General features: G+C 69.1%; 18 protein-coding genes, 1 rRNA gene and 1 riboswitch. Of the genes, 5 read left to right on the top strand and 14 right to left on the bottom strand.

Annotation, left to right across the window (positions count from 1 at the left end; all coding sequences use genetic code 11):
- Nucleotides 1-145: 145 nt before the first annotated feature.
- Nucleotides 146-1,480 carry a diaminopimelate decarboxylase gene (gene lysA / locus ACIBU0_RS29905; RefSeq protein WP_398824570.1) on the bottom strand — a complete coding sequence of 445 codons (1,335 nt, stop codon included), beginning with the start codon at nt 1,478-1,480 and terminating at the stop codon, nt 146-148.
- A 16-nt stretch (nt 1,481-1,496) separates the two neighbouring features.
- Nucleotides 1,497-1,832, bottom strand: a complete 336-nt coding sequence (locus tag ACIBU0_RS29910) for an SAV_915 family protein (RefSeq protein ID WP_398824572.1) — start codon at nt 1,830-1,832, stop codon at nt 1,497-1,499.
- Between the two features lie 465 nt (nt 1,833-2,297).
- Here ACIBU0_RS29910 and ACIBU0_RS29915 point away from each other — a divergent pair, with 465 nt between their 5' ends.
- The 4 genes from ACIBU0_RS29915 (at nt 2,298) to ACIBU0_RS29930 (ending at nt 5,843) form a co-directional block, all read left to right on the top strand.
- Nucleotides 2,298-4,253, top strand: coding sequence for an APC family permease (locus tag ACIBU0_RS29915; RefSeq protein WP_398824574.1), 1,956 nt, complete (start codon nt 2,298-2,300; stop codon nt 4,251-4,253).
- A 102-nt stretch (nt 4,254-4,355) separates the two neighbouring features.
- Nucleotides 4,356-4,877: a hypothetical protein gene (locus ACIBU0_RS29920; RefSeq protein WP_398824576.1), complete on the top strand. Its 522-nt coding sequence runs from the start codon at nt 4,356-4,358 to the stop codon at nt 4,875-4,877.
- A gap of 73 nt (nt 4,878-4,950) precedes the next feature.
- Entirely contained in the window at nt 4,951-5,346 is a 396-nt protein-coding gene (locus tag ACIBU0_RS29925; RefSeq protein WP_398824578.1) for a molybdopterin-binding protein, read from the top strand.
- 77 nt (nt 5,347-5,423) lie between these two features.
- Complete coding sequence (locus ACIBU0_RS29930) at nt 5,424-5,843, top strand: molybdopterin-binding protein (protein WP_398824580.1); 420 nt, start codon at nt 5,424-5,426, stop codon at nt 5,841-5,843.
- Between the two features lie 145 nt (nt 5,844-5,988).
- Here ACIBU0_RS29930 and gcvP read toward each other — a convergent pair whose 3' ends face one another.
- Nucleotides 5,989-8,874 carry an aminomethyl-transferring glycine dehydrogenase gene (gene gcvP, locus ACIBU0_RS29935; RefSeq protein WP_398824582.1) on the bottom strand — a complete coding sequence of 962 codons (2,886 nt, stop codon included), beginning with the start codon at nt 8,872-8,874 and terminating at the stop codon, nt 5,989-5,991.
- Nucleotides 8,875-9,050: 176 nt separating this feature from the next.
- A riboswitch (glycine riboswitch) is annotated at nt 9,051-9,146 on the bottom strand.
- 114 nt (nt 9,147-9,260) lie between these two features.
- Between gcvP and ACIBU0_RS29940 the strand changes: the two genes are divergently transcribed.
- Nucleotides 9,261-9,674 carry a PRC-barrel domain-containing protein gene (locus ACIBU0_RS29940; RefSeq protein WP_398824583.1) on the top strand — a complete coding sequence of 138 codons (414 nt, stop codon included), beginning with the start codon at nt 9,261-9,263 and terminating at the stop codon, nt 9,672-9,674.
- Nucleotides 9,675-10,188: 514 nt separating this feature from the next.
- Here the strand turns inward: ACIBU0_RS29940 and ACIBU0_RS29945 are convergent.
- The 11 genes from ACIBU0_RS29945 to rrf form a co-directional block, all read right to left on the bottom strand.
- Nucleotides 10,189-11,673, bottom strand: coding sequence for a DNA polymerase IV (locus ACIBU0_RS29945; RefSeq protein ID WP_398824584.1), 1,485 nt, complete (start codon nt 11,671-11,673; stop codon nt 10,189-10,191).
- Nucleotides 11,674-11,723: 50 nt separating this feature from the next.
- Nucleotides 11,724-12,380, bottom strand: coding sequence for a MerR family transcriptional regulator (locus ACIBU0_RS29950; RefSeq protein WP_398824585.1), 657 nt, complete (start codon nt 12,378-12,380; stop codon nt 11,724-11,726).
- A 264-nt stretch (nt 12,381-12,644) separates the two neighbouring features.
- Entirely contained in the window at nt 12,645-13,118 is a 474-nt protein-coding gene (locus tag ACIBU0_RS29955) for a bifunctional nuclease family protein (RefSeq protein ID WP_004002801.1), read from the bottom strand.
- 84 nt (nt 13,119-13,202) lie between these two features.
- Entirely contained in the window at nt 13,203-13,940 is a 738-nt protein-coding gene (locus ACIBU0_RS29960) for a MerR family transcriptional regulator (protein WP_398824587.1), read from the bottom strand.
- Between the two features lie 41 nt (nt 13,941-13,981).
- On the bottom strand, nt 13,982-14,515 hold the full coding sequence (locus tag ACIBU0_RS29965; protein WP_398824589.1) for an FHA domain-containing protein: 534 nt from the start codon (nt 14,513-14,515) through the stop codon (nt 13,982-13,984).
- 430 nt (nt 14,516-14,945) lie between these two features.
- Entirely contained in the window at nt 14,946-15,788 is an 843-nt protein-coding gene (locus ACIBU0_RS29970; RefSeq protein WP_398824591.1) for a DUF881 domain-containing protein, read from the bottom strand.
- A gap of 5 nt (nt 15,789-15,793) precedes the next feature.
- Nucleotides 15,794-16,126 (bottom strand): small basic family protein, encoded by a 333-nt coding sequence (locus tag ACIBU0_RS29975; protein WP_003988855.1) that lies wholly within the window; start codon nt 16,124-16,126, stop codon nt 15,794-15,796.
- Entirely contained in the window at nt 16,123-16,968 is an 846-nt protein-coding gene (locus tag ACIBU0_RS29980) for a DUF881 domain-containing protein (protein WP_398824593.1), read from the bottom strand. Before ACIBU0_RS29980 ends, ACIBU0_RS29975 begins: the two co-directional genes overlap by 4 nt.
- A gap of 164 nt (nt 16,969-17,132) precedes the next feature.
- Nucleotides 17,133-19,628 carry a sugar phosphate nucleotidyltransferase gene (locus ACIBU0_RS29985; protein WP_398824595.1) on the bottom strand — a complete coding sequence of 832 codons (2,496 nt, stop codon included), beginning with the start codon at nt 19,626-19,628 and terminating at the stop codon, nt 17,133-17,135.
- Nucleotides 19,629-19,719: 91 nt separating this feature from the next.
- Nucleotides 19,720-20,352: a CDP-alcohol phosphatidyltransferase family protein gene (locus ACIBU0_RS29990; RefSeq protein ID WP_398824597.1), complete on the bottom strand. Its 633-nt coding sequence runs from the start codon at nt 20,350-20,352 to the stop codon at nt 19,720-19,722.
- 109 nt (nt 20,353-20,461) lie between these two features.
- Nucleotides 20,462-20,556, bottom strand: a 5S ribosomal RNA gene (rrf, locus tag ACIBU0_RS29995); the annotation flags it as partial.

The following is a 20,556-nucleotide window of genomic DNA, read 5'->3' on the forward strand; positions in this document are numbered from 1 at the left end:
GGCGCCTCACGCCCACCCGACCTCGACCCCTCGTCCGTGCAAAGAGTGATCGAAACATTCGGCTCAATTGGCGAACATTACGGAGCGGAGTCGTACGCGGTTGCCGAGCGCCCCGCCCGCACCACTCCGCCCCGTCCCACCCCGCCTACAGGCCGACGTCCCGGCTGCGAATGTCCTCCAGTGACTCCCGGCGGATCAGGAGACGGGCCCGGCCGTCGCTCACGGCGACCACCGCCGGGCGCCCGACCAGGTTGTAGCCGGAGGCCATGGACAGGTGGTAGGCGCCGGCGACCGGAACGGCGAGCAGATCTCCGGGGCGGATGTCCTCCGGGAGTTCGACGTCGGCCGCGACGACGTCGCCCGCCTCGCAGTGGCGGCCCACCACGGTCACCGGGGCCGGGTCGGCAAGGCTGTGCCGGCCGACCAGCTGTGGTGCGTACCGGACGCCGTACAGGGCGGGCCGGGGGTTGTCGCTCATGCCGCCGTCCACGGCGACGTACGTGTGCGCACCGCTGCGCTTGACGGCGAGGACGTGGTAGACCGCGATGCCGGCCGGGCCCGCGATGGCTCGCCCGGGTTCGATCACGAGGCGGGGCACGGCGAGCCCCGCCGCCCCGCACGCCTCGACCAGCTCCGCACGCACCTTGCGGGCCGACGTCGTGAGGTCCAGGGCGGGTTCGCCCGGGCGGTAGGCGATGCCGTGGCCGCCACCGAGGTCGAGTTCGGGCAGGACCAGACCGTACTGCTCGTGCAGCCGGGCCATCAGGCCGACCATGCGCCGTACGGCGGCCAGGTACGGCTTGACGCTGGTGATCTGCGAGCCCAAGTGGCAGTGCAGCCCGGTCAGTTGGAGCTGCGGCTGGTCCAGTATCCGGGCGATGGCGTACTGGGCGTAGCCGTCCGGGATGGACAGGCCGAACTGCTGGTCCTCCGTGCCGGTGCGGATCTTCTCGTGCCCGCCGGCGCTGATGCCGGGCACCACGCGGACCATCACCTTCTGGTGACCGTCGGGGCCGAGCGCCGCGGCCAGCCGCGCCGTCTCCGACGGGCTGTCGATGACGATACGGCCGACGCCGAGGCGCAGCGCGGTCTGCAGATCGCGCGGGGACTTGGCGTTGCCGTGCAACACGATCCTGTCCGGCGGGAATCCGGTGGTGACCGCGAGCTCCAGCTCACCGGCCGAGCAGACGTCGAGGCCCAGGCCCTCCTCGTCCACCCAGTGGGCCATCGCCCGGCACAGGAACGCCTTGGCCGCGTACAGGACTTCGGCGTCGGGGAAGGCGTGCCGGTAGGTGCGGCAGCGCTCGCGCACCTCTGCCTCGTCCAGGACGTACACGGGGGTGCCGAAGCGATCGGCGACCTCGGCCAGGGGGACGCCGCCGACGGAGACCGCGCCCGGCCGGGGCTCGGCCGTGGAGGCGGGCCATACGGACAGGGCGTCGGCGGTGGCGGTGACCGTGGGGCGGTGCAGAGTGGTCATGGCGCGGTGCCCCCCCTCAGCCGATCCGCAGCGCGGGAACCGAGGAGACGGGCTCGACCGGCGCGGGTGCCGGTGCCGCGAACTGCGGATCCAGTGTGAGGGCCGCGACACCGAGCGGTGCCGTCAGCGCACACAGCGCGGGGTGGGCAAGCCGGATCCACGGCTGCTCGGGGCCGAGTGTGGCGACCAGTTGCTGCTCGGAGGTGAAGCCGACGGCCGTACGGTCGCCGAGTGGGGTGCGGAAGAGGCGGGTGACATATCCCGACGGCCCCGGCCGGACCGGAACGAACAGCGGGCCGGCCGGGAATCGATCAGAGGGCTCCGGGTCGTCACCGGACAAGAGGTCTGCCATGGGATGCCTCCGGGAGGATCCGAGGTGGATCGGGCGAGGTGGATCGGCGCCCCGGACGCGGGGAGGCGGACCGGGGCTCGCCACCGACGCTATGCCCGGCGCCCGGGATGCGGACGGCGCATGACGCGATACTGACGGCGAGGGGCCGGACGCTGACGGCATGCTGACGGCGAGGGGCCGGACGTTGACGGCATGCTGACGGCGAGGGGCCGGACGTTGACGGCATGCCGAGGCGGAGTCCGGCAGAGCGGCGCGTACGCCGCTGGAGATGCTCACCGAGGAGCCGCCGTGACGCTGCGTGTTCACCGCCCCAGGGCGGTCACGCGCCCCGGCCAGTCTTAACGGAAGCTTGACGCCGCCGACCCCCTGATCCATGGGCCCACGCGTCACTCTCCGCTTACGCTGGTGCCGCCGTCCGCGTGATGGCCGGAATCGCATGCCGTCCCGCACATCAGGAGCACGTCGATGGCCACGACCGAACACCCGGCGCCCAGCCGCCTGCGCACCTGGATGCTGGAGGGCTTGTCGGACATGGGCAAGGGTCACGGCGCCCAGGGCCCGCACGCCGAACCCGAACCGCCGCACAAGGGCCAGCCCTGGTACCGGGTCATGTGCCTCACCGGCGTCGACTACTTCTCCACCCTGGGCTACCAGCCGGGCATCGCGGCGCTCGCAGCCGGCCTGCTCTCCCCGGTGGCGACCGTCATCCTGGTGATCGTCACCCTGGCAGGCGCCCTGCCGGTGTACCGGCGCGTGGCCCAGGAGAGCCCGCACGGCGAGGGCTCGATCGCGATGCTGGAGCGGCTGCTGTCCTTCTGGAAGGGCAAGTTGTTCGTCCTGACCCTGCTCGGCTTCGCCGCCACCGACTTCCTGATCACCATCACCCTTTCGGCCGCCGACGCCTCCACCCACCTCGTGGAGAACCCGCACCTGACCAGCGTCCTGCACGGCAAGCAGATGCTGATCACGCTCATCCTGGTCGCGCTGCTGGGCGCGGTGTTCCTCAAGGGCTTCCTGGAGGCGATCGGCGTGGCGGTGGCCCTCGTCGTGGCCTACTTGGGCCTCAACGCGGTGGTCGTGGCCGTCGGCTTCTGGCACGTGCTGACCGAGGGCCATGTGGTCACCGACTGGTCCAACGCTCTGACCGCCGAGCACGGAAACGTTCTTGCCATGGTCGGCGTCTCCCTGATCGTCTTCCCGAAACTGGCCCTCGGTCTGTCCGGCTTCGAGACCGGCGTGGCCGTGATGCCCCACGTCCAGGGCGACCCGGACGACACCGAGGAGCAGCCGAGGGGCCGCATCCGGGACACCAAGAAGCTGCTGACCGCGGCCGCGCTGATCATGAGCGTGTTCCTGATCACCACGAGCTTCATCACCACGGTGCTCATCCCGGAGAAGGAGTTCGAGGACGGCGGCCAGGCCAACGGCCGCGCGCTCGCCTACCTCGCGCACGAGTACCTGGGCAACGGCTTCGGCACGGTCTACGACATCTCCACCATCGCCATCCTGTGGTTCGCCGGCGCCTCGGCCATGGCCGGCCTGCTCAACCTCATGCCGCGCTACCTGCCCCGCTACGGCATGGCCCCGCACTGGGCGCGTGCCGTGCGCCCGATGGTCATCGTCTTCACCCTGGTCGCCTTCCTGGTCACCTGGATCTTCGACGCGGACGTCGACGCCCAGGGCGGCGCGTACGCCACCGGCGTGCTGGTGCTGATGTCGTCCGCGGCGATCGCGGTGACCATCGCGGCCCGCCGCGCCCAGGAGCGCCGCTGGACGATCGTCTTCGGGATCGTCTCGGCGGTTCTGCTCTACGTCACCGTGGTGAACGTCATCGAGCGCCCGGACGGCGTGAAGATCGGCGCCTGCTTCATCGCCGGCATCATTCTCATCTCCTTGCTTTCGAGGCTGCTGCGCGCCTTCGAACTGCGCGTGACCGACGTGACCATGGACGACATGGCGCAACGGTTCGTCCGGGACATCGCCAGCCGCAAGATCCGGTTCATCGCCAACGAGCCCGACCGGCGGGACAAGGCCGAATACCGCGACAAGATCGAGCAGATCCGCAACGACAACGACCTGACCGAGCAGGAGGACTTCGTCTTCCTCGAGGTCACGGTCACCGACCCCTCCGAGTTCGAGGCGGGACTGCAGGTAAGCGGCGAGGTCATGCACAACCGCTACCGCGTCCTGACCCTGGAGTCCTCCTCCGTCCCCAACGCCCTGGCGGCCCTCCTCCTGCACGTCCGCGACACCACCGGCTGCATCCCGCACATCTACTTCGAGTGGACCGAGGGCAACCCCTTCGCCAACTTCCTGCGCTTCTTCCTCTTCGGCCAGGGCGAGGTCGCCCCGGTCACCCGGGAGGTGCTGCGCGAAGCGGAACCGGACCGCGCGCGCAGGCCCCGCGTGCACACCGGCTGACACCCTCTCGGGCATCAGGATCGCGTCAAGGATGAACCGTAAGGCGTCAGAGCGGCGTCAGCGGCGGTCACTTCGGCGGCGGGGCGCCCTACCGTCGGCACTGTGGCAGGAAGCAGACCGCGTGCCGCCCCGACCGACGACCGCCACTGGCGTGGCAGCGCCCGGTTGGCCACGGGCTGCTCCGCGGCCTTCCTCGGCCTGACCCTGCTGGTCGACCTGGACGCGGAGACGCTGACCCCGCCCCGGGCCCTGCTGTGGCTCGTCGTGACCGCCATGATCTTCACGATCCTGCTCCCTCAGCGCGTGACCGCGGGCCCCGGATGGCTGGAGGTCCAAGGGCTCGTACGACGGCAGTGCGTGCGTACGGACGCGCTGGTGAGCGTGCGGCAGCACGGCGACATCTCCGCTCACCTGATCCTGCGGGACACGGACGGCCACCGCCTGGAGCTGGACCCACGGACCCTGGTCGCCAACCCGCTGCTGTGGCACGAACTGGACACCGGGGTACGCCGCTCACGCGCACACGGGACGCTGCTGGAGGGAAGGGACGTACTGGAGCAGCTGGGGCACCAGGTCGACGACGTGACGACGCAGGCGGTGCTCAGGGCGTCGGGGATCTTCTGAACGGGGCGCGGCGTGCGGGATGTGGCAGCACCCCCGCCCGCAGCTCCCCGTCGGTGCCCCTATCGTGACCGGCATGCACTCCTACACGATCGGCCAGGCGGCGCGGCTGCTGGGCGTCAGCCCCGACACCGCCCGCCGCTGGGCGGACGCGGGCCGCGTGGCGACCCACCGCGACGAGACCGGACGGCGCCTCATCGACGGCAAGGACCTCGCCGCGTTCTCGGTCGAACTCGCCAAGTCCGGCACCGGCGAGGAGGAGACCTCGTACACCTCGGTCCGCAACGCCTTCCCCGGCATCGTCACCGCGATCAAACTCGGCGACGTGGCGGCTCAGGTGGAGATTCAGGCCGGCCCGCACCGGCTGGTCTCCCTGCTCACCCGCGAGGCGGTCGAGGACCTGGGCCTGGAGGTGGGCATGGAGGCCACCGCCCGCGTGAAGTCGACGAACGTCCACATCGACCGCACGTGAGCGGACAACCCGGCGCACTACGGTAGGGATCAAGAACCGAACCCCCACAAACTCCCCACCGTCTGCGAGGCGCCCCCATGAGCCTGAGCATCCGCAACCAGCTCCCCGGCACGGTCACCGCCATCACGCCGGGCGAGGTCATGGCCACGGTCAAAGTCCGCCTCGCCGGCGGCCAGGATCTCACCGCCGCGATCACGCTGGAGGCCGTCGAGGACCTCGGGCTGACCACGGGCACAGCCGTGACCGCCCTGGTCAAAGCGACGGAGATCGCCCTGGCCACCGCCCCGGTCGACGGCCTGTCCATCCGCAACCAGATCCCCGGCACCGTCACGGGCCTCGCCACGGGCGCCGCCATGGCGTCCGTCAAGATCGCCGTGGAGGGCGGCGCCCTGACCGCGGCCATCACCAAGGACGCCACCGCCGACCTCGCCCTGTCCCCCGGAGCCCCCGTGGTCGCCCTGGTCAAGGCGACGGAGGTGGCACTGACCACGGCGTGACGCACGGGGCGTGCAGGCACCCACGGGCGCAGGGAACAGGAAAGGGCTCCCCCGGGCCGACACGGCCGCGGCGAAGCCCTTTCCCATCACTCACGTCGGCGGGCCAACCCGCGCACGTGAGGGGTCAGTCGTCAGTCCTCAGCCCTCAGTCCTCGTACGCATCCAGCGGCGGGCAGGAGCACACGAGGTTGCGGTCGCCGAAGGCCTGGTCGATCCGGCGCACCGGCGGCCAGTACTTGTCGGCGGTCGACACCCCGGCCGGGAACACGGCCTCCTCACGGCTGTACGCGTGCTCCCATTCCCCGCCCAGCGCGCCGGCGGTGTGCGGAGCGTTCCGCAGCGGGTTGTCGTCGGCGGGCCACTCGCCCGACCCGACCTTCTCGATCTCGGCACGAATGGCGATCATCGCGTCGCAGAACCGGTCGAGTTCGGCCAGGTCCTCGGACTCGGTCGGTTCGATCATCAGCGTCCCGGCCACCGGGAACGACATCGTCGGCGCGTGGAACCCGTAGTCGATGAGCCGCTTGGCCACGTCGTCGACGCTCACCCCGGTCGCCTTGGTCAGCGGCCGCAGGTCGATGATGCACTCGTGCGCGACGAGCCCACCCGGCCCGGTGTACAGCACCGGGTAGTGCGGCTCCAGCCGCTTGGCGACGTAGTTGGCGGACAGCACCGCCACCTGCGTGGCCCGCTTGAGCCCCTCGCCGCCCATGAGCCGGACGTACGCCCACGAGATCGGCAGGATCCCGGCGGAACCCCAGGGGGCGGCCGAGATCGGCCCGACGCCCGTCTCCGGCCCGGCGGCGGGCTGCAGCGGGTGGTTGGGCAGGTACGGCGCCAGGTGTGCGCGCACACCCACGGGCCCGACGCCCGGACCGCCACCGCCATGCGGAATGCAGAACGTCTTGTGCAGATTCAGGTGGGAGACGTCACCGCCGAAGTGCCCCGGCTTGGCAAGGCCCACCAGGGCGTTGAGGTTGGCCCCGTCGATGTACACCTGGCCCCCGGCCTCGTGCACCTGGGCACAGACATCGCCGACGTGCTCCTCGAACACACCGTGCGTCGACGGGTACGTGATCATCAGCACCGCCAGCTCGTCACGGTACTGCTCGATCTTCGCCCGCAGGTCCTCGACGTCGACCTCGCCGTCCTCGGCGGTCTTCACGACGACGACCTTCATGCCGGCCATCACGGCGCTGGCGGCGTTGGTCCCGTGCGCCGACGACGGAATCAGACACACGGTCCGCTGCTCGTCACCGTTGGCCCGGTGATACCCGCGTACGGCGAGCAGCCCGGCCAGCTCGCCCTGCGAACCGGCGTTGGGCTGCAGCGACACCTTGTCGTAGCCGGTGACCTCGGCGAGACGTTCCTCCAGCTCGCGGATGAGCGTCAGATAGCCCTGCGCCTGCTCGGCCGGCGCGAAGGGGTGCAGCTGCCCGAACTCCGGCCAGGTGACCGGCTCCATCTCGGTGGTCGCGTTGAGCTTCATCGTGCAGGAACCCAGCGGGATCATGCCGCGGTCCAGCGCGTAGTCCCGGTCGGCGAGCTTGCGCAGGTAGCGCAGCATCGCCGTCTCGGAGCGGTACTGGTGGAAGACGGGGTGCGTGAGGTACTCGTCGGTGCGCAGCAGCCCGTCCGAAAGCGCGTCCTCGGTCCGGTCGTCCAGCGCCTCGACGTCCCCCTCGACCCCGAAGGCCGTCCATACGGCGACCAGCTGGGTCCGCGTGGTGGTCTCGTCGCAGGCGACCGACACGTGGTCGGCGTCGACGAGCCGCAGGTTGACGCCGTTCTGCCGGGCCGCTTCGACGACCTCGGCGGCCTTCGCGGGCACGCGCACGGTCAGCGTGTCGAAATAGGAACCGTGCACGACCTCGACCCCGCCGGCCGTGAGCCCCGCGGCCAGGATCGTGGCGTACCGGTGGGTCCGCCGGGCGATGCCCTTCAGCCCCTCGGGCCCGTGATAGACGGCGTACATCCCCGCCATCACGGCGAGCAGCACCTGAGCGGTGCAGATGTTGCTGGTCGCCTTCTCGCGTCGGATGTGCTGCTCACGCGTCTGCAGAGCGAGCCGGTAGGCCTTGTTCCCGTCGGCGTCCACGGACACCCCGACGAGCCGCCCGGGCAGGCTGCGCGCGAACTTCTCGTGTACGGCCATGTAGCCGGCGTGCGGCCCGCCGAAGCCCATCGGCACACCGAACCGCTGGGTCGTCCCGACCGCGATGTCCGCGCCGAGCTCCCCGGGCGACTTCAGCAGCGTGAGCGCGAGCAGATCGGCGGCGACGGTGACGAGGGCACCGAGCTCATGGGCCTGCTCGATCACGGGCTTGATGTCCCGTACGACGCCGGAGGCACCCGGGTACTGGAGGAGCACGCCGTTGATCTCACGTCCGGCGATCTCGGCCGGGATGCCGTCGCTGAGGTCGGCGACCACGACCTCCACACCGGTGGGCTCGGCACGGGTCTCGATCACGGCGATGGTCTGCGGCAGCACATCCGCGTCGACCAGGAACAGCCCCCTCTTGTTCTTCCCCATGCGCCGGGACAGGGCCATGGCCTCGGCGGCGGCGGTCCCCTCGTCGAGCAGGGAGGCACCGGAGGTGGGCAGGCCGGTGAGCTCGGCCACCATCGTCTGGAAGTTCAGCAGCGCCTCGAGTCGCCCCTGCGAGATCTCGGGCTGGTACGGCGTGTAGGCGGTGTACCAGGCGGGGTTCTCCATGACATTCCGCAGGATCACCGGCGGAGTGAAGGTCCCGTAGTACCCGAGTCCGATCATCGAGCCCAGCACCTGATTGCGATCGGCGAGCGCCCGCAGCTCGGCGAGCACCTCGGCCTCGGTACGTGCCCCGGGCAGATCCAGCGAGTCGGCGTTCTTGATCACATCCGGCACCGCGGCGGCGGTGAGCTCGTCGAGCGAGCCGTATCCGACCTGGGCGAGCATCTTGGCCCGGGCCTCATGATCAGGGCCGATATGACGCTGCTCGAAAGGGATGCCCTGTTCGAGCTCGGAGAGCGGAATGCGATGGGCGGTCATTGCGGAGGCCTCCTGGTCTGACGCGACCTTCGAGGGGCACCACGGCGCGGGTACCCGGACGGCCTCCCCCTCTGTCATCTCAACCTGAGAGCTTCACCGGGTCACCTGAGGGTCACCGGCTTTCACCGTCGGTGAGAGCGGAAGCCGTCGACACCCGCCCTGCTTTCCAGAGTGACCTCGTCCGTGCGGTACGTGGGCCTGAGAGATTCCGGGGAGGATTTGCTCCTTCGGCGCCTCCGATGGTGTCCGGAGGACTCTCCCGCACGGGGTCAGCAGCCGCTAGCAAGACTACCAGCGGGGTCAACGCACGGTCTTTCGAGTGGCCGCACATCCGAATGTGCCTTTTCGTAGTGCTTACGGACGAGTTGCGACCAAGTGGAGGGCCCGTGCAGACCGACATCGATCCGCGCAACCTGATCGGCCGCAAGGCCTTCGACCGCAACGGCACCAAGATCGGCACCATCGACGAGGTCTACCTCGACGACGCGACCGGAGTGCCGGAATGGGCCGCGATACGCACCGGCCTCTTCTCCCGGGACGCCTTCGTCCCCCTGGAGCCCAGCGAACTGGTGGAGGGCAGCCTCCACGTCCCCTTCGACCGCGCCCTGATCAAGGACGCCCCCGACTTCGGCGTAGGCCGCCACCTCTCTCCCGAACAGGAGCTCCAGCTCTACCACCACTACGGCCTGGACGTGGCCGCTCCCCCTCCACTCCCCGACCGGGACTTCGGCAAACTGGCCGGCACGGAGACCCCGAACGACAAGGGCCCCCAGGCCCCGCACCCACACTCCCACCGCTGACGACGGCCAACGCCCCCCGACTTACGACCCCCCACAGCCGACGTCCGCTCCCCGGCGCGGCAACACACCCCCATCGGGGACACCGCCCACCCGACGCAGCTCCACCAAGCCGACACCCACCGACTTCACCCCACAGAGCTGCGTCCACCCCACCGCCGACCGACGCCCCCAACAGACCTCCGCTCGTCTCTCACGCACGGCATCCCGCACGCCACGCAGCTGCAGCCAGCCGCCACCAGCCACACGGCACCCTCTCCAAGCAGCCACAGCCCGCCAGGCCACCAGCCACACGGCACCCTCGGTAGCTGCAGCCCGCCAGGCCACCAGCCACACGGCACCCTCGGTAGCTGCAGTCCGCCGGGCCACCAGCCACGCGGCACCCGTAGCTGCAGGCAGTCGTGCCGCTGGGGCGGCACGGGTGGGCGCAGCGGCACCCCGCCAGCGCGGGCGAGCGAACCCAGCCTGGGCTCTCCCCAACGCCGGGCGAGCCACAGCGCCGGCACACCCACGCGCCCTACCCAGACACCGCAGGCGCCTCCCCCAAGCCCCCGCCCTTCGCCTCCGTCAGACCGACTTCCGCCTCACCGGCATCACTAACCCCAGCCCCACCAGCCCCAGTAACAGCCCCTTCGGACCTCCCCGCCACCAACGGCAACGGATCCGCCCCCTCCAACCCCGGATCGTCCACCCGAAACGTCCGCACCCGCCCCGGCTCCGACCCAGGCGTCTCGAACCGCACAGTCACCCGCCCAAGCCCACTCCCCTGCACCCACCCATGCCCGTACTCGACGTGCCGAACGTCATGCCCCGCAACCCACCGCCGCTCGACAGACACATCCCGCCGCTCCTCCGCAGCCTCCTCGTGCCCGCCCTCCTCTTCGGCGTACTCGCCCCGCTCCCCCGCCGCCCCCGCCGCCTCCGCGGCCCCCGCCGCCTGCGCGAACAGATCCTCCTGCGTGTAGTCGGCCAGCCCACTGACCCCAACCCCCAGCAACCGCACACCCCCCGTCGTGTCCACGGCATCCAGCAGCCGCGCCGCCGCCTCCCGCACCACGGCCGGATCATCCGTCGGCCCCCGCAGCGTCTCGGAACGCGTCAGCGTGGAGAAGTCGTACCGCCGCACCTTCAGCACGATGGTCCGCCCTGACAACCCCGCCCCCCGCAGCCGCCGCACACACCGATCGGCGAGCCGCTGCACCTCCAGACCCACCCGAACCCGATCGTGAATGTCCACGTCATACGTGTCCTCGACCGACACCGACTTGGCTTCCCGCTCGGCCACCACAGGCCGCTCGTCCTGCGCCAGCGCCATGGCGTGCAGGGCGTGCCCATGCGCCTTGCCGAGCAGCCGAACGAGCTCGTCCTCACCCGCCTCGGCGATTTCCTCGACCGTGTGGATCCCGGCCCGGCGCAGATGGTCCCCCGTCGCGGGCCCCACCCCCGGCAGGGTCCGCACCGACATCGGCCCGAGCAACGCCCTCTCGGTCCCCGGCTCGATCAGCACCAGCCCGTCCGGCTTGGCCTGCTCCGAGGCGATCTTCGCCAGCATCTTGGACGCGGCCAGCCCCACCGACCCCGCGAGCCCGGTGACCGCCCGTATGTCGGCGCGCAGCCGCGCCCCCACCAGCCGCGCCGACTCCGCGTCCCAGGCCGCTCCCCCGGCCTCCAGGTCCACGAAGGCCTCGTCCAGGCTCAGCGGCTCCACCAAGGGCGACAGCTCCCGCAGCAGCCCCATCACCTGCTCGCTGACGTCACGGTAGATCCCGAAGCGCGGCACGAGATACGCGGCATTGGGCGCCAGCCGGCGCGCCTGAGCCATGGGCATCGCCGAGTGGACCCCGAAGACCCGGGCCTCGTAGGAGGCGGTGGCGACGACGCCACGCGGTCCGAGCCCGCCCACGATCACGGCCTTCCCGCGCAGGCTCGGCTTGGATGCCTGCTCCACCGAGGCGTAGAAGGCATCCATGTCGAGATGCAGGATCGTGGGCGCGTTTCTCACATCTCCGATGCTGCCTCACGCCACTGACAATGCCCTGCTACGAAGACGGCTCAGACCGCCCGGTTGCGCCGCCGCGCCAGCTCGTCCGCCGGATTGTGCCCGATCAGCGTCTCACCGGTGTCGATCCGCTCCCCGTGCAGCTGCGACAACGCACTCTCGACGTCCCGCCACACCACGCCCACGGCGATCCCGAAGATCCCCTGCCCACCCTGGAGGAGCGCGTGCACCTCGTCCGGCGACGTGCACTCGTACACCGTCGCACCGTCGCTCATCAGCGTCATGCGCTCCAGATCACGAAAGCCACGCTCCCGCAGATGCTGCACGGCGGTGCGAATGTTCTGCAGCGACACACCGGTGTCGAGGAACCGCTTGACGATCTTCAGGACGACGACGTCCCGGAAGCTGTACAGCCGCTGCGTCCCCGACCCGTACGCAGGCCGCACGCTCGGCTCGACAAGGCCGGTACGCGCCCAGTAGTCGAGTTGCCGGTAGGTGATGCCGGCGGCCGCACATGCCGTCGGACCGCGATAACCGATCTGCTCGGATGCCATGGACGCCGCCCCTCCGCCGCTGCTCGGCACGGCCGTCGGTCGCTGCACAGCGTGATCGGCCGAACGCAGCTGAGAGCTCGGAGGAGGGTACGGACTGCCCGCCCCGAGACCGCGTCCGGGGGCACCCCCAGCCATACCGTCGCCGCTGCTGCTCACGCCGACCTCCGTCCTTGACCTGCCTTCTCGACGGTAGGCAGTCACCAGGGGTGCGTCAACGATCGCCACACTCGGCACGCCGAGTGATAATCACCCTAGGAGTGGTTTCCCGCACCCCACCGCGGGGAAAGGCTAGCCGAATGCGCTCGGAGCAGGCCTCAGGACGCTCTTACTCGCCGCTGGCAAATGCCGGCATTTGAGCCGTAACCGGCTGCGGGCCGCACTGTCACGGACTGCGAGTCCGCCGAGCCGCCCACCCACGCCTCACTGACTGCTGGTGCCGAAGTCCTCGGGCGAGATCTGGTCGAGGAACTCGCGGAACTTCTCCACCTCGTCCTCCTGCTCGTCCGGAATCGCGATGCCCGCGTCGTCGAGCACCCCGTCACTGCCGTAGATCGGCGTTCCGGTGCGCAGGGCCAGCGCTATGGCATCGGACGGGCGGGCGCTCACCTCGACTCCGCTGGCGAAGACCAGCTCGGCATAGAAGACGCCCTCACGCAGGTCCGTGATGCGTACTTCGGTGAGCTCCTGGCCGACGGCCTCCAGCACGTCCTTGAACAGGTCGTGGGTCAGCGGTCGCGCGGGGGCCATGCCCTGCTGGGCAAAGGCGATCGCCGTCGCCTCCCCCGGCCCGATCCAGATGGGGAGGTAACGGTCGCCTCCCACTTCACGCAGGAGCACGATCGGTTGGTTGGAGGGCATTTCGACCCGGACACCTACGACATCGAGCTCGTTCACACAGCAACCCTAGGCCGTGCTCGGGACGTTTGGGTAGTCGAGCAGAGAACGGGCGGCTGATACGGCCCCCCGGGCATCCCCGGTTCAGGGCAGCCGCACCCCGAGAGCACTCTGCACCAGCGCGGCGTGCAGCTTCACCGTGAGTCCCGCCAGCTCCTTCGCACGGGCCTCCGCGTGCGCCCTGGTCTGCGGGTTGCGGTGCCGCCTCAGCGGCGCCACGACCTGGTCCACGAGCCCCGCCTCACGGTCGGCGGCGGCCTTCATCACCCGCAGATGCCTTGGCTCGATCCCGAAGCGCCCCAGCTCCGCGATGAGTGCGGCCACAGTGACCGCCTCCGCGTCGTACACCCCGTCCGGCAACGGGCCGATCAGGCCGTACGACTCCCATACCTCGAGCTCCTGCTCATCGATCCCGGTGGCGGCCAGCAGCTCGGCTCGGCCTATCCGGGCCGCCGTGGGCCCCTCGGCGGCCTCCAGGACCGTTTCGCCGCCACGCTGACGGCACACCGTCGGCAGCGGTGCGGCCTCGCCGCGCTCCATCGCGTCCAGGTGCTCGCGGATGACCTTGAGCGGCAGATAGTGGTCCCGCTGCATCCGCAGGACATGCCCGAGCCGCTCGACGTCCTGCGCGCTGAACTTGCGGTACCCCGACGGGGTCCGCTGCGGCTCGACGAGGCCCTCCGACTCCAGAAAACGGATCTTGGAGATGGTGATGTCAGGGAATTCCTCGCGCAGCACGTTCAGAACCGTGCCGATGCTCATCAGCCGACTGTCCGTGGCGGCGGCACCGTGCCCGGCACCGCCGCTCGGTGTTTTCAGCATGGACCTTCCCTGGGTCTCCCCGGACGGCATCCGGGGGAGGGTCAGTAGCCCCGCTGGCTCGCGTAGAAGACCAGCCGGTATTTGCCGATCTGCACCTCGTCGCCGTTGTGCAGAGCGACCTGGTCGATCCGCTCGCGGTTGACGTACGTGCCGTTGAGGCTGCCGACATCGGCCACCGTGAACGAACCGTCCTGGCCGCGGCGGAACTCCACGTGCCGACGGGAGACCGTCACGTCGTCCAGGAAGATGTCGCTCTGCGGGTGCCGCCCGGCCGTGGTCAGATCACTGTCCAGGAGGAAGCGGCTGCCCGAGTTCGGACCGCGGCGCACCACCAGCAGCGCGGAGCCCAGCGGCAGTGCGTCGACGGCCGCCTGAGCCTCGGGGGACAGAGCCGGAATCGGCGTCTGGCCGGTGGCCTCGGCGTCGTACGCCTCAAGGCCGGAGATGGAGATCGTGGAGGTGGTCTCGGACGGACGCTCAGGCGTGCCGCCCCGCAGCGGAGCACCGCAGTTGGAACAGAAGCGGCTGTTCTCCGCGTTGCGGTTACCGCACCTCGTACACACCAGGGCCGACATCGGGGAAAACCCTCCACCCGTACTTGAGGTTGACGGTTGTCCGAAACCTATGCCGCCGGACTGGCCAGGGTCAACCGACGGCGCGCCCTGGCCTCCCGAAGTGTCACCGCCCGGACCAGGCACCTGGTCCCTGAAGAGTGGGCGCTGACCTTCATCGTCCCCCTGCGCGCGGTGACGAGCGGTCGCATTGTCGCTGCCCTCTCGCGCGCTCTTGCCGAACAACTTCGCAAACAACTTCACGGGCGATTCCCCTTGACCGAAACAGACCCGCCCGTGGGGCAGGACGAACCCTGACTGAACCTACTGGCCGACCCGGACATCCTCACAACGTCCGTCTGCACCAGACAGTTTCCACCACGCACCACCCATTCGGTGCGCCGACCCCCCGCAACCTCATGCCCTTGCCGGACGTCCCCCATGCACCGCCGGTTCACTGGGAGGACGACCGAGCGTAGTCAGGCCGCTTCGCCGCTCGCAAGGCGTCCACGACGATCTTGTCCGACCGCTCGATGGTCACGGTGGCCTGCTCCTTCTCGAGAGTCTGCACCACGCCTCCAGGGATGTTGAGCGCCGGTTCGAGGTCCTGCGGCTTGCCGATGACCTTGAAACGATAGGGAGCGTTGATCTTGTTCCCGTCGACGCTCACGCTGTTGCCGGAATCCGTCAGATAAGTGCTGGCGACGACGCGTACGCCGTTCACCTGGATCGCCTCCGCGCCGGCCGCGCGCAGTTCCTGGATCGCGTCGAGCAGCATGTCCGCCTCGACCGTCCCCTTCGTGTCGTCGATGGTCATCGTGATGCCAGGTCCCTGCGCGGCCACCGTGCCCGCCAGAATGCCGAGTTGCCTCTCCTTCTCGACGGTCTGCTTGCGGGCCTCCTCGGCCTGGTTCGAGCTGTTCTCCAGCTCGTCGCGCTGTTTCTCGAGACCTTGCTTCTCGTCCTCAAGACGCTGAGTACGGTCATCCAGTTCATCGAGGATGCGAACGAGATCTTCCTGACGTGCGCCACGCAGGGCACTGTCCCCGTCGCTGTTCGACGCCACCTGGACGGCGAGGCCGAAACCGAGGCCGAACAGCAGCACGGCGACGATGAGTTGGGCCCGGGTGATCCTCGGCGGCCACAGCCCCTTCACCAGCCGCTGCCGCCCGGTCAGCCCGGCGCGCTCCGCCTCCTGCTGCACGGCAGGCGCCACGGTCTCGGCCGCGCCGGCAGGGACCTCTTCGGGCAACTCCTTGCGCAACCTGTTCTCGGCCGTCTCGTCGTGATTGCTCATCGGCCTCACGCCCGGAACACGTGCCGGCGAATCGCCGCGGCGTTCGAGAAGATACGAATGCCCAGCACCACGACGACACCGGTGGACAGCTGGGCCCCCACGCCCAACTTGTCACCCAGGAACACGATCAGTGCGGCGACGACAACATTGGACAAAAACGACACGACGAAGACCTTGTCGTCGAAGATGCCGTCGAGCATGGCGCGCAGACCTCCGAAGACGGCGTCGAGAGCCGCCACGACGGCGATCGGCAGGTAAGGCTCGACGACCGCCGGAACCTCAGGCCGGACCAAAAGGCCGGCCACGACTCCTACGACGAGGCCCAGTACGGCGATCACGATGTGCCCTTCTCGGTTTTCTCGGTGTTCGGCTGTGCGGTACGTACGATCACACTCGGCGCGGCGGGCAGCCGGAGGTCCTCCTGCACGGCGATGTTGGTCCTGATCCCGAAGTTCTCCTGCAGGGCGTGCAGATACAGCCCGTCGGCACTGTCCTGGAACCTGGTGCTCAGCCGCTCCCCGTTTCCCACCGCGAGCACCGTGTACGGCGGAACCAGCGGCTTGTTGTCGACCAGTATCGCGTCACCCGCGGCCCTGATCGCCGACAGGGCCGTCAGCCGCTGCCCGTTGATCGAGATGGCTTCGGCGCCCGACTCCCACAGCCCGTTGACCACGCGCTGCATGTCGCGGTCGCGCACCCGCCCGGTGTCCGAGAACCCGGACGTCCCGCGCGGCTCGCCGTCGCCGCCTGTGGAGGCTTCCTTCGCGTCGTTCACGACCAGCTTCACTCCTGGCCCGTGCACCTCGACAGCGCCGGCCAGAATGCCCGCCAACTCAGCCCGATCGCCGTCACCGGTCGTCTCCAGCGCCTCGCGCTGCCGGGCGCTCACGTCCTCACGCAGCTTGTCGACGCTCTTCTCCAGCTCGTCCGCCGCTGCCGTCTCACGGTCGATGCGGTCGACCAGTTCCTCGCGCTCCTTGGCCATGACGGGCGCCGCGACCCGCGCCTGCGCGGCTCCCACGGTCACCACGAGTGCAGCGAGCACCAGTCCCGCAGCGAGCCCCAGCTTCGCCCTGAGGGTCTTGGGCAGGCCCCCGTCACCCGCCGCCTTCTTCCGTGCGGCCGCCTCGGCGTACCCGTCGTCGAGACTGTGATCCATGACGTTGGTGAGCAGCGACATGGATGCGTCCGGGCGTGAGGGTGGCGTAGGTGTGCTCCGAACGGGGGGCTGCGGCATGCCGCACATCGTCGCACGTCGCGACCACTACCTCCGAATGGCCCCACCGGCGTGCCGGACCGGCCCCACTGGGGACACGTGTCCGGCACGCGCGCGTGCGGCCTGTCTCAGCGGCCGGCGCTGTCCACGACCGCCGCCCACTCGTCGAGGAGTGCCTGCGCGGACGCGTCGTCGGGCCCTTCGGCCCACAGATGGGTGACCGCCTCGGCCGGATCGGGCAGCACCATCACCCAGCGGCCATCGGTCTCCACCACTCGCACACCATCGGTGGTGTCGACAAAGCGATCTCCGGCCGCCTCGACGACCCGGCGCATCACAAGCCCCTTCACGGCCCAGGGCGTCGCAAGGTCCCGCTTGATGACATGCGCCCGCGGAATCCGCGCGTCGATCTGGCTGAGCGTGAGCTGGGTCCGCGCCACCAGCCCGATCAGCCGGACAAAGGCGGCCGTACCGTCGAAGACGCTGCTGAACTCCGGGACGATGAACCCGCCCTTGCCGTCACCACCGAAGATCGTCGTGTCGTCGCGACCGACTCGCGTCAGGTCGTCGGGCGAGGTCGTCGTCCACTCCACCTGGGTCCCGTGATACGCCGCCACCTGCTCGGCGATCCGCGTGGTGGTCACCGGCAGCGCGACCCGTCCGCTGCGCCGCTCCGCGGCCACGAGGTCGAGCATGACGAGCAGAGCCCGGTCGTCCTCGACGATCCGCCCCTTCTCGTCGACCAGCGACAGCCGCTCACCGACCGGATCGAACCTCACTCCGAACGCGGCCCGCGCGGACGCCACGATCTCTCCCAGCCGCACCAACCCGGACCGCCGCGTATCCGCCGACTCCGTGGGCCTCGACTCGTCGAGACCGGGGTTGATGGTCAGCGAGTCCACGCCGAGCTTGCCGAGCAGGCTGGGGAGCACGAGCCCTGCGCTGCCGTTCGACGCATCGACTACGACCTTCAGCCCGGACTCCGAGATCCCGGTCGTATCGACGTTGCGCAACAGCGACCCGGTGTACGAGTCGAAGACGCTGGCCGGGAAGTGCAGGTCCCCGATCTCTCCCGGGAACGCTCGTCGGTACTCCTGCCGTGCGAAGACCCGGTCCAGCTTGCGCTGACTGGCCTGCGACAGGTCGGCCCCCTGCCCGTCGAAGAACATGATGTCCACGGAATCCGGCACCCCGGGCGTCGTCCGGATCATGATCCCGCCGGCACTGCCCCGCGCGGTCTGCTGCCGCGCCACGGGCAGCGGTACGTTCTCCAGGTCTCGTACGTCGATGGCGCTGGCCTGCAGCGCGGAGATGACCGCTCGCTTCAGCGCCCGCGCACCGCGGGAGTGATCGCGGGCGGTGGTGACCGTGGACCCCTTCTTCAAGGTCGTGGCATAGGCGCCGGCGAGGCGTACAGCGAGCTCGGGAGTGATCTCCACGTTCAGGATCCCGGAGACGCCGCGCGCGCCGAAGAGATGCGCCTGGCCCCTCGACTCCCAGATCACCGACGTGTTGACGAAGGCACCGGCCTCGATCGTCTTGAACGGATAGACACGCACGTTGCCCTGCACGATCGATTCTTCACCGATCAGGCACTCGTCACCGATGACCGCGCCGTCCTCGATCCGGGCCGCACGCATGATGTCGGTGTTCTTTCCGACGACACAGCCGCGCAGATTGCTGTGCTGTCCGACGTACACGTTGTCGTGCACGACAGCCCTGTGCAGAAAAGCCCCGCTCTTCACAACGACGTTGGAGCCGACGACGGTGTGCTCGCGGATTTCCGCGCCGGCCTCGACCTTGGCGTAGTCCCCGATGTACAGGGGCCCGCGCAGAACGGCATCGGGATGCACTTCGGCGCCTTCCGCCACCCACACGCCCGGAGAGAGCTCAAAGCCGTCGATCTCGACGTCGACCTTGCCCTCCAGGACGTCGGCCTGCGCTTTCACATAGCTCTCGTGCGTGCCGACGTCCTCCCAATACCCCTCTGCGACATACCCATAGATCGGCTTGCCCTCCTTCATCAGCTGCGGGAAGACATCGCCGGACCAGTCCACGGGCACGTCGGGGTCGACATAGTCGAAGACCTCCGGCTCCATGACATAGATGCCGGTGTTCACCGTGTCCGAGAAGACCTGACCCCAGGTCGGCTTCTCGAGGAAGCGCTCGACCCGCCCCTCCTCGTCGACAATGGTGATGCCGAATTCCAGCGGATTGGGCACGCGCGTCAGACAGACGGTGACGAGCGCACCCTTTTCCTTGTGGAAATTGATCAACTCCGTGAGGTCGAAGTCGGTCAGGGCATCACCCGAGATCACCAGGAAAGCATCGTCCTTCAACGCCTCTTCGGCGTTCTTGACGCTTCCGGCGGTACCGAGTGGCTTCTCCTCATTGGCATAGCTGAGCTCCATTCCGAGCTCTTCACCGTCACCGAAGTAGTTCTTGACCAGTGAGGCCAGGAACTGAACTGTCACGACGGTCTCATTAAGCCCATGCCTTTTGAGCAGCCGCAGAACGTGCTCCATGATCGGCCGGTTGGCCACCGGCAGGAGCGGCTTGGGCATGCTTGAGGTCATGGGGCGCAGGCGCGTGCCTTCGCCCCCGGCCATCACGACGGCCTTCATGTCGGAAGCGTCCTCCTCCAAGAGACGACGGTCTAGCCGACTTCACCCGTCCAGATTGTCCCGCACTTTTCCACTGCGGGCCATCGAGCCGCTACGCCCGCTTCAATCCGCGAGTTCCATCGGCCATGGCGTCCGCACGGACCAGGCGGCGGACCTGTACCACGTACAGGACTCCTGCCCACCAGTACAGCGTCGTACCCCATCCGGCGAACGCCCATCCGAAAATAGCAGCGAGTGACGGGATCCATCCACGTCCGTCACTGAGCAGCAACAGCGGGAAGGCATACATCAAGTTGAACGTGGCGGCCTTCCCAAGGAAGTTCACCTGCGGCGGCGGATAGCCATGACGCCTGAGGATGCCCACCATCCCCAGCAGAACCAGCTCTCGCGCCAAAAGTACAGCGGTCAACCAGATGGGCAGAATCTCGCGCCAGGTGAGACCGACCAAAGTGGAGAGAATATAGAGCCGGTCGGCCGCGGGATCGAGCAGCCGGCCAAGGCTGCTGATCTGGTTCCAACGCCGCGCGAGCTTGCCGTCCAGGTAGTCGCTGACGCCGCTCAGAGCCAGCACCAGAAGCGCCCAGCCGTCACTCTCGGGCCCGCCGAACTCGGGCCTGAGAATCAGCCACAGGAACAGCGGCACGCCAACGAGCCGCGCCATGCTGAGGATGTTGGGGATGGTGAGGACCCGGTCCGTCTGGACACGGGTCTCCTGGACCTCCACCCGGGGGCCTCCAGTGGGAAACGTACCAACGATGCCCCCTGACCCTACCTCAACGCAAAAAAGCTCTGGCTCTCGGGCTGTGTGCCCAAGAGCCAGAGCTCTAAAAGGAGTTCGGCGGTGTCCTACTCTCCCACAGGGTCCCCCCTGCAGTACCATCGGCGCTGTAAGGCTTAGCTTCCGGGTTCGGAATGTAACCGGGCGTTT

Origin of the sequence: Streptomyces sp. NPDC049627 (assembly GCF_044465645.1) — a bacterium.
Taxonomy (GTDB): Bacteria; Actinomycetota; Actinomycetes; order Streptomycetales; family Streptomycetaceae; genus Streptomyces.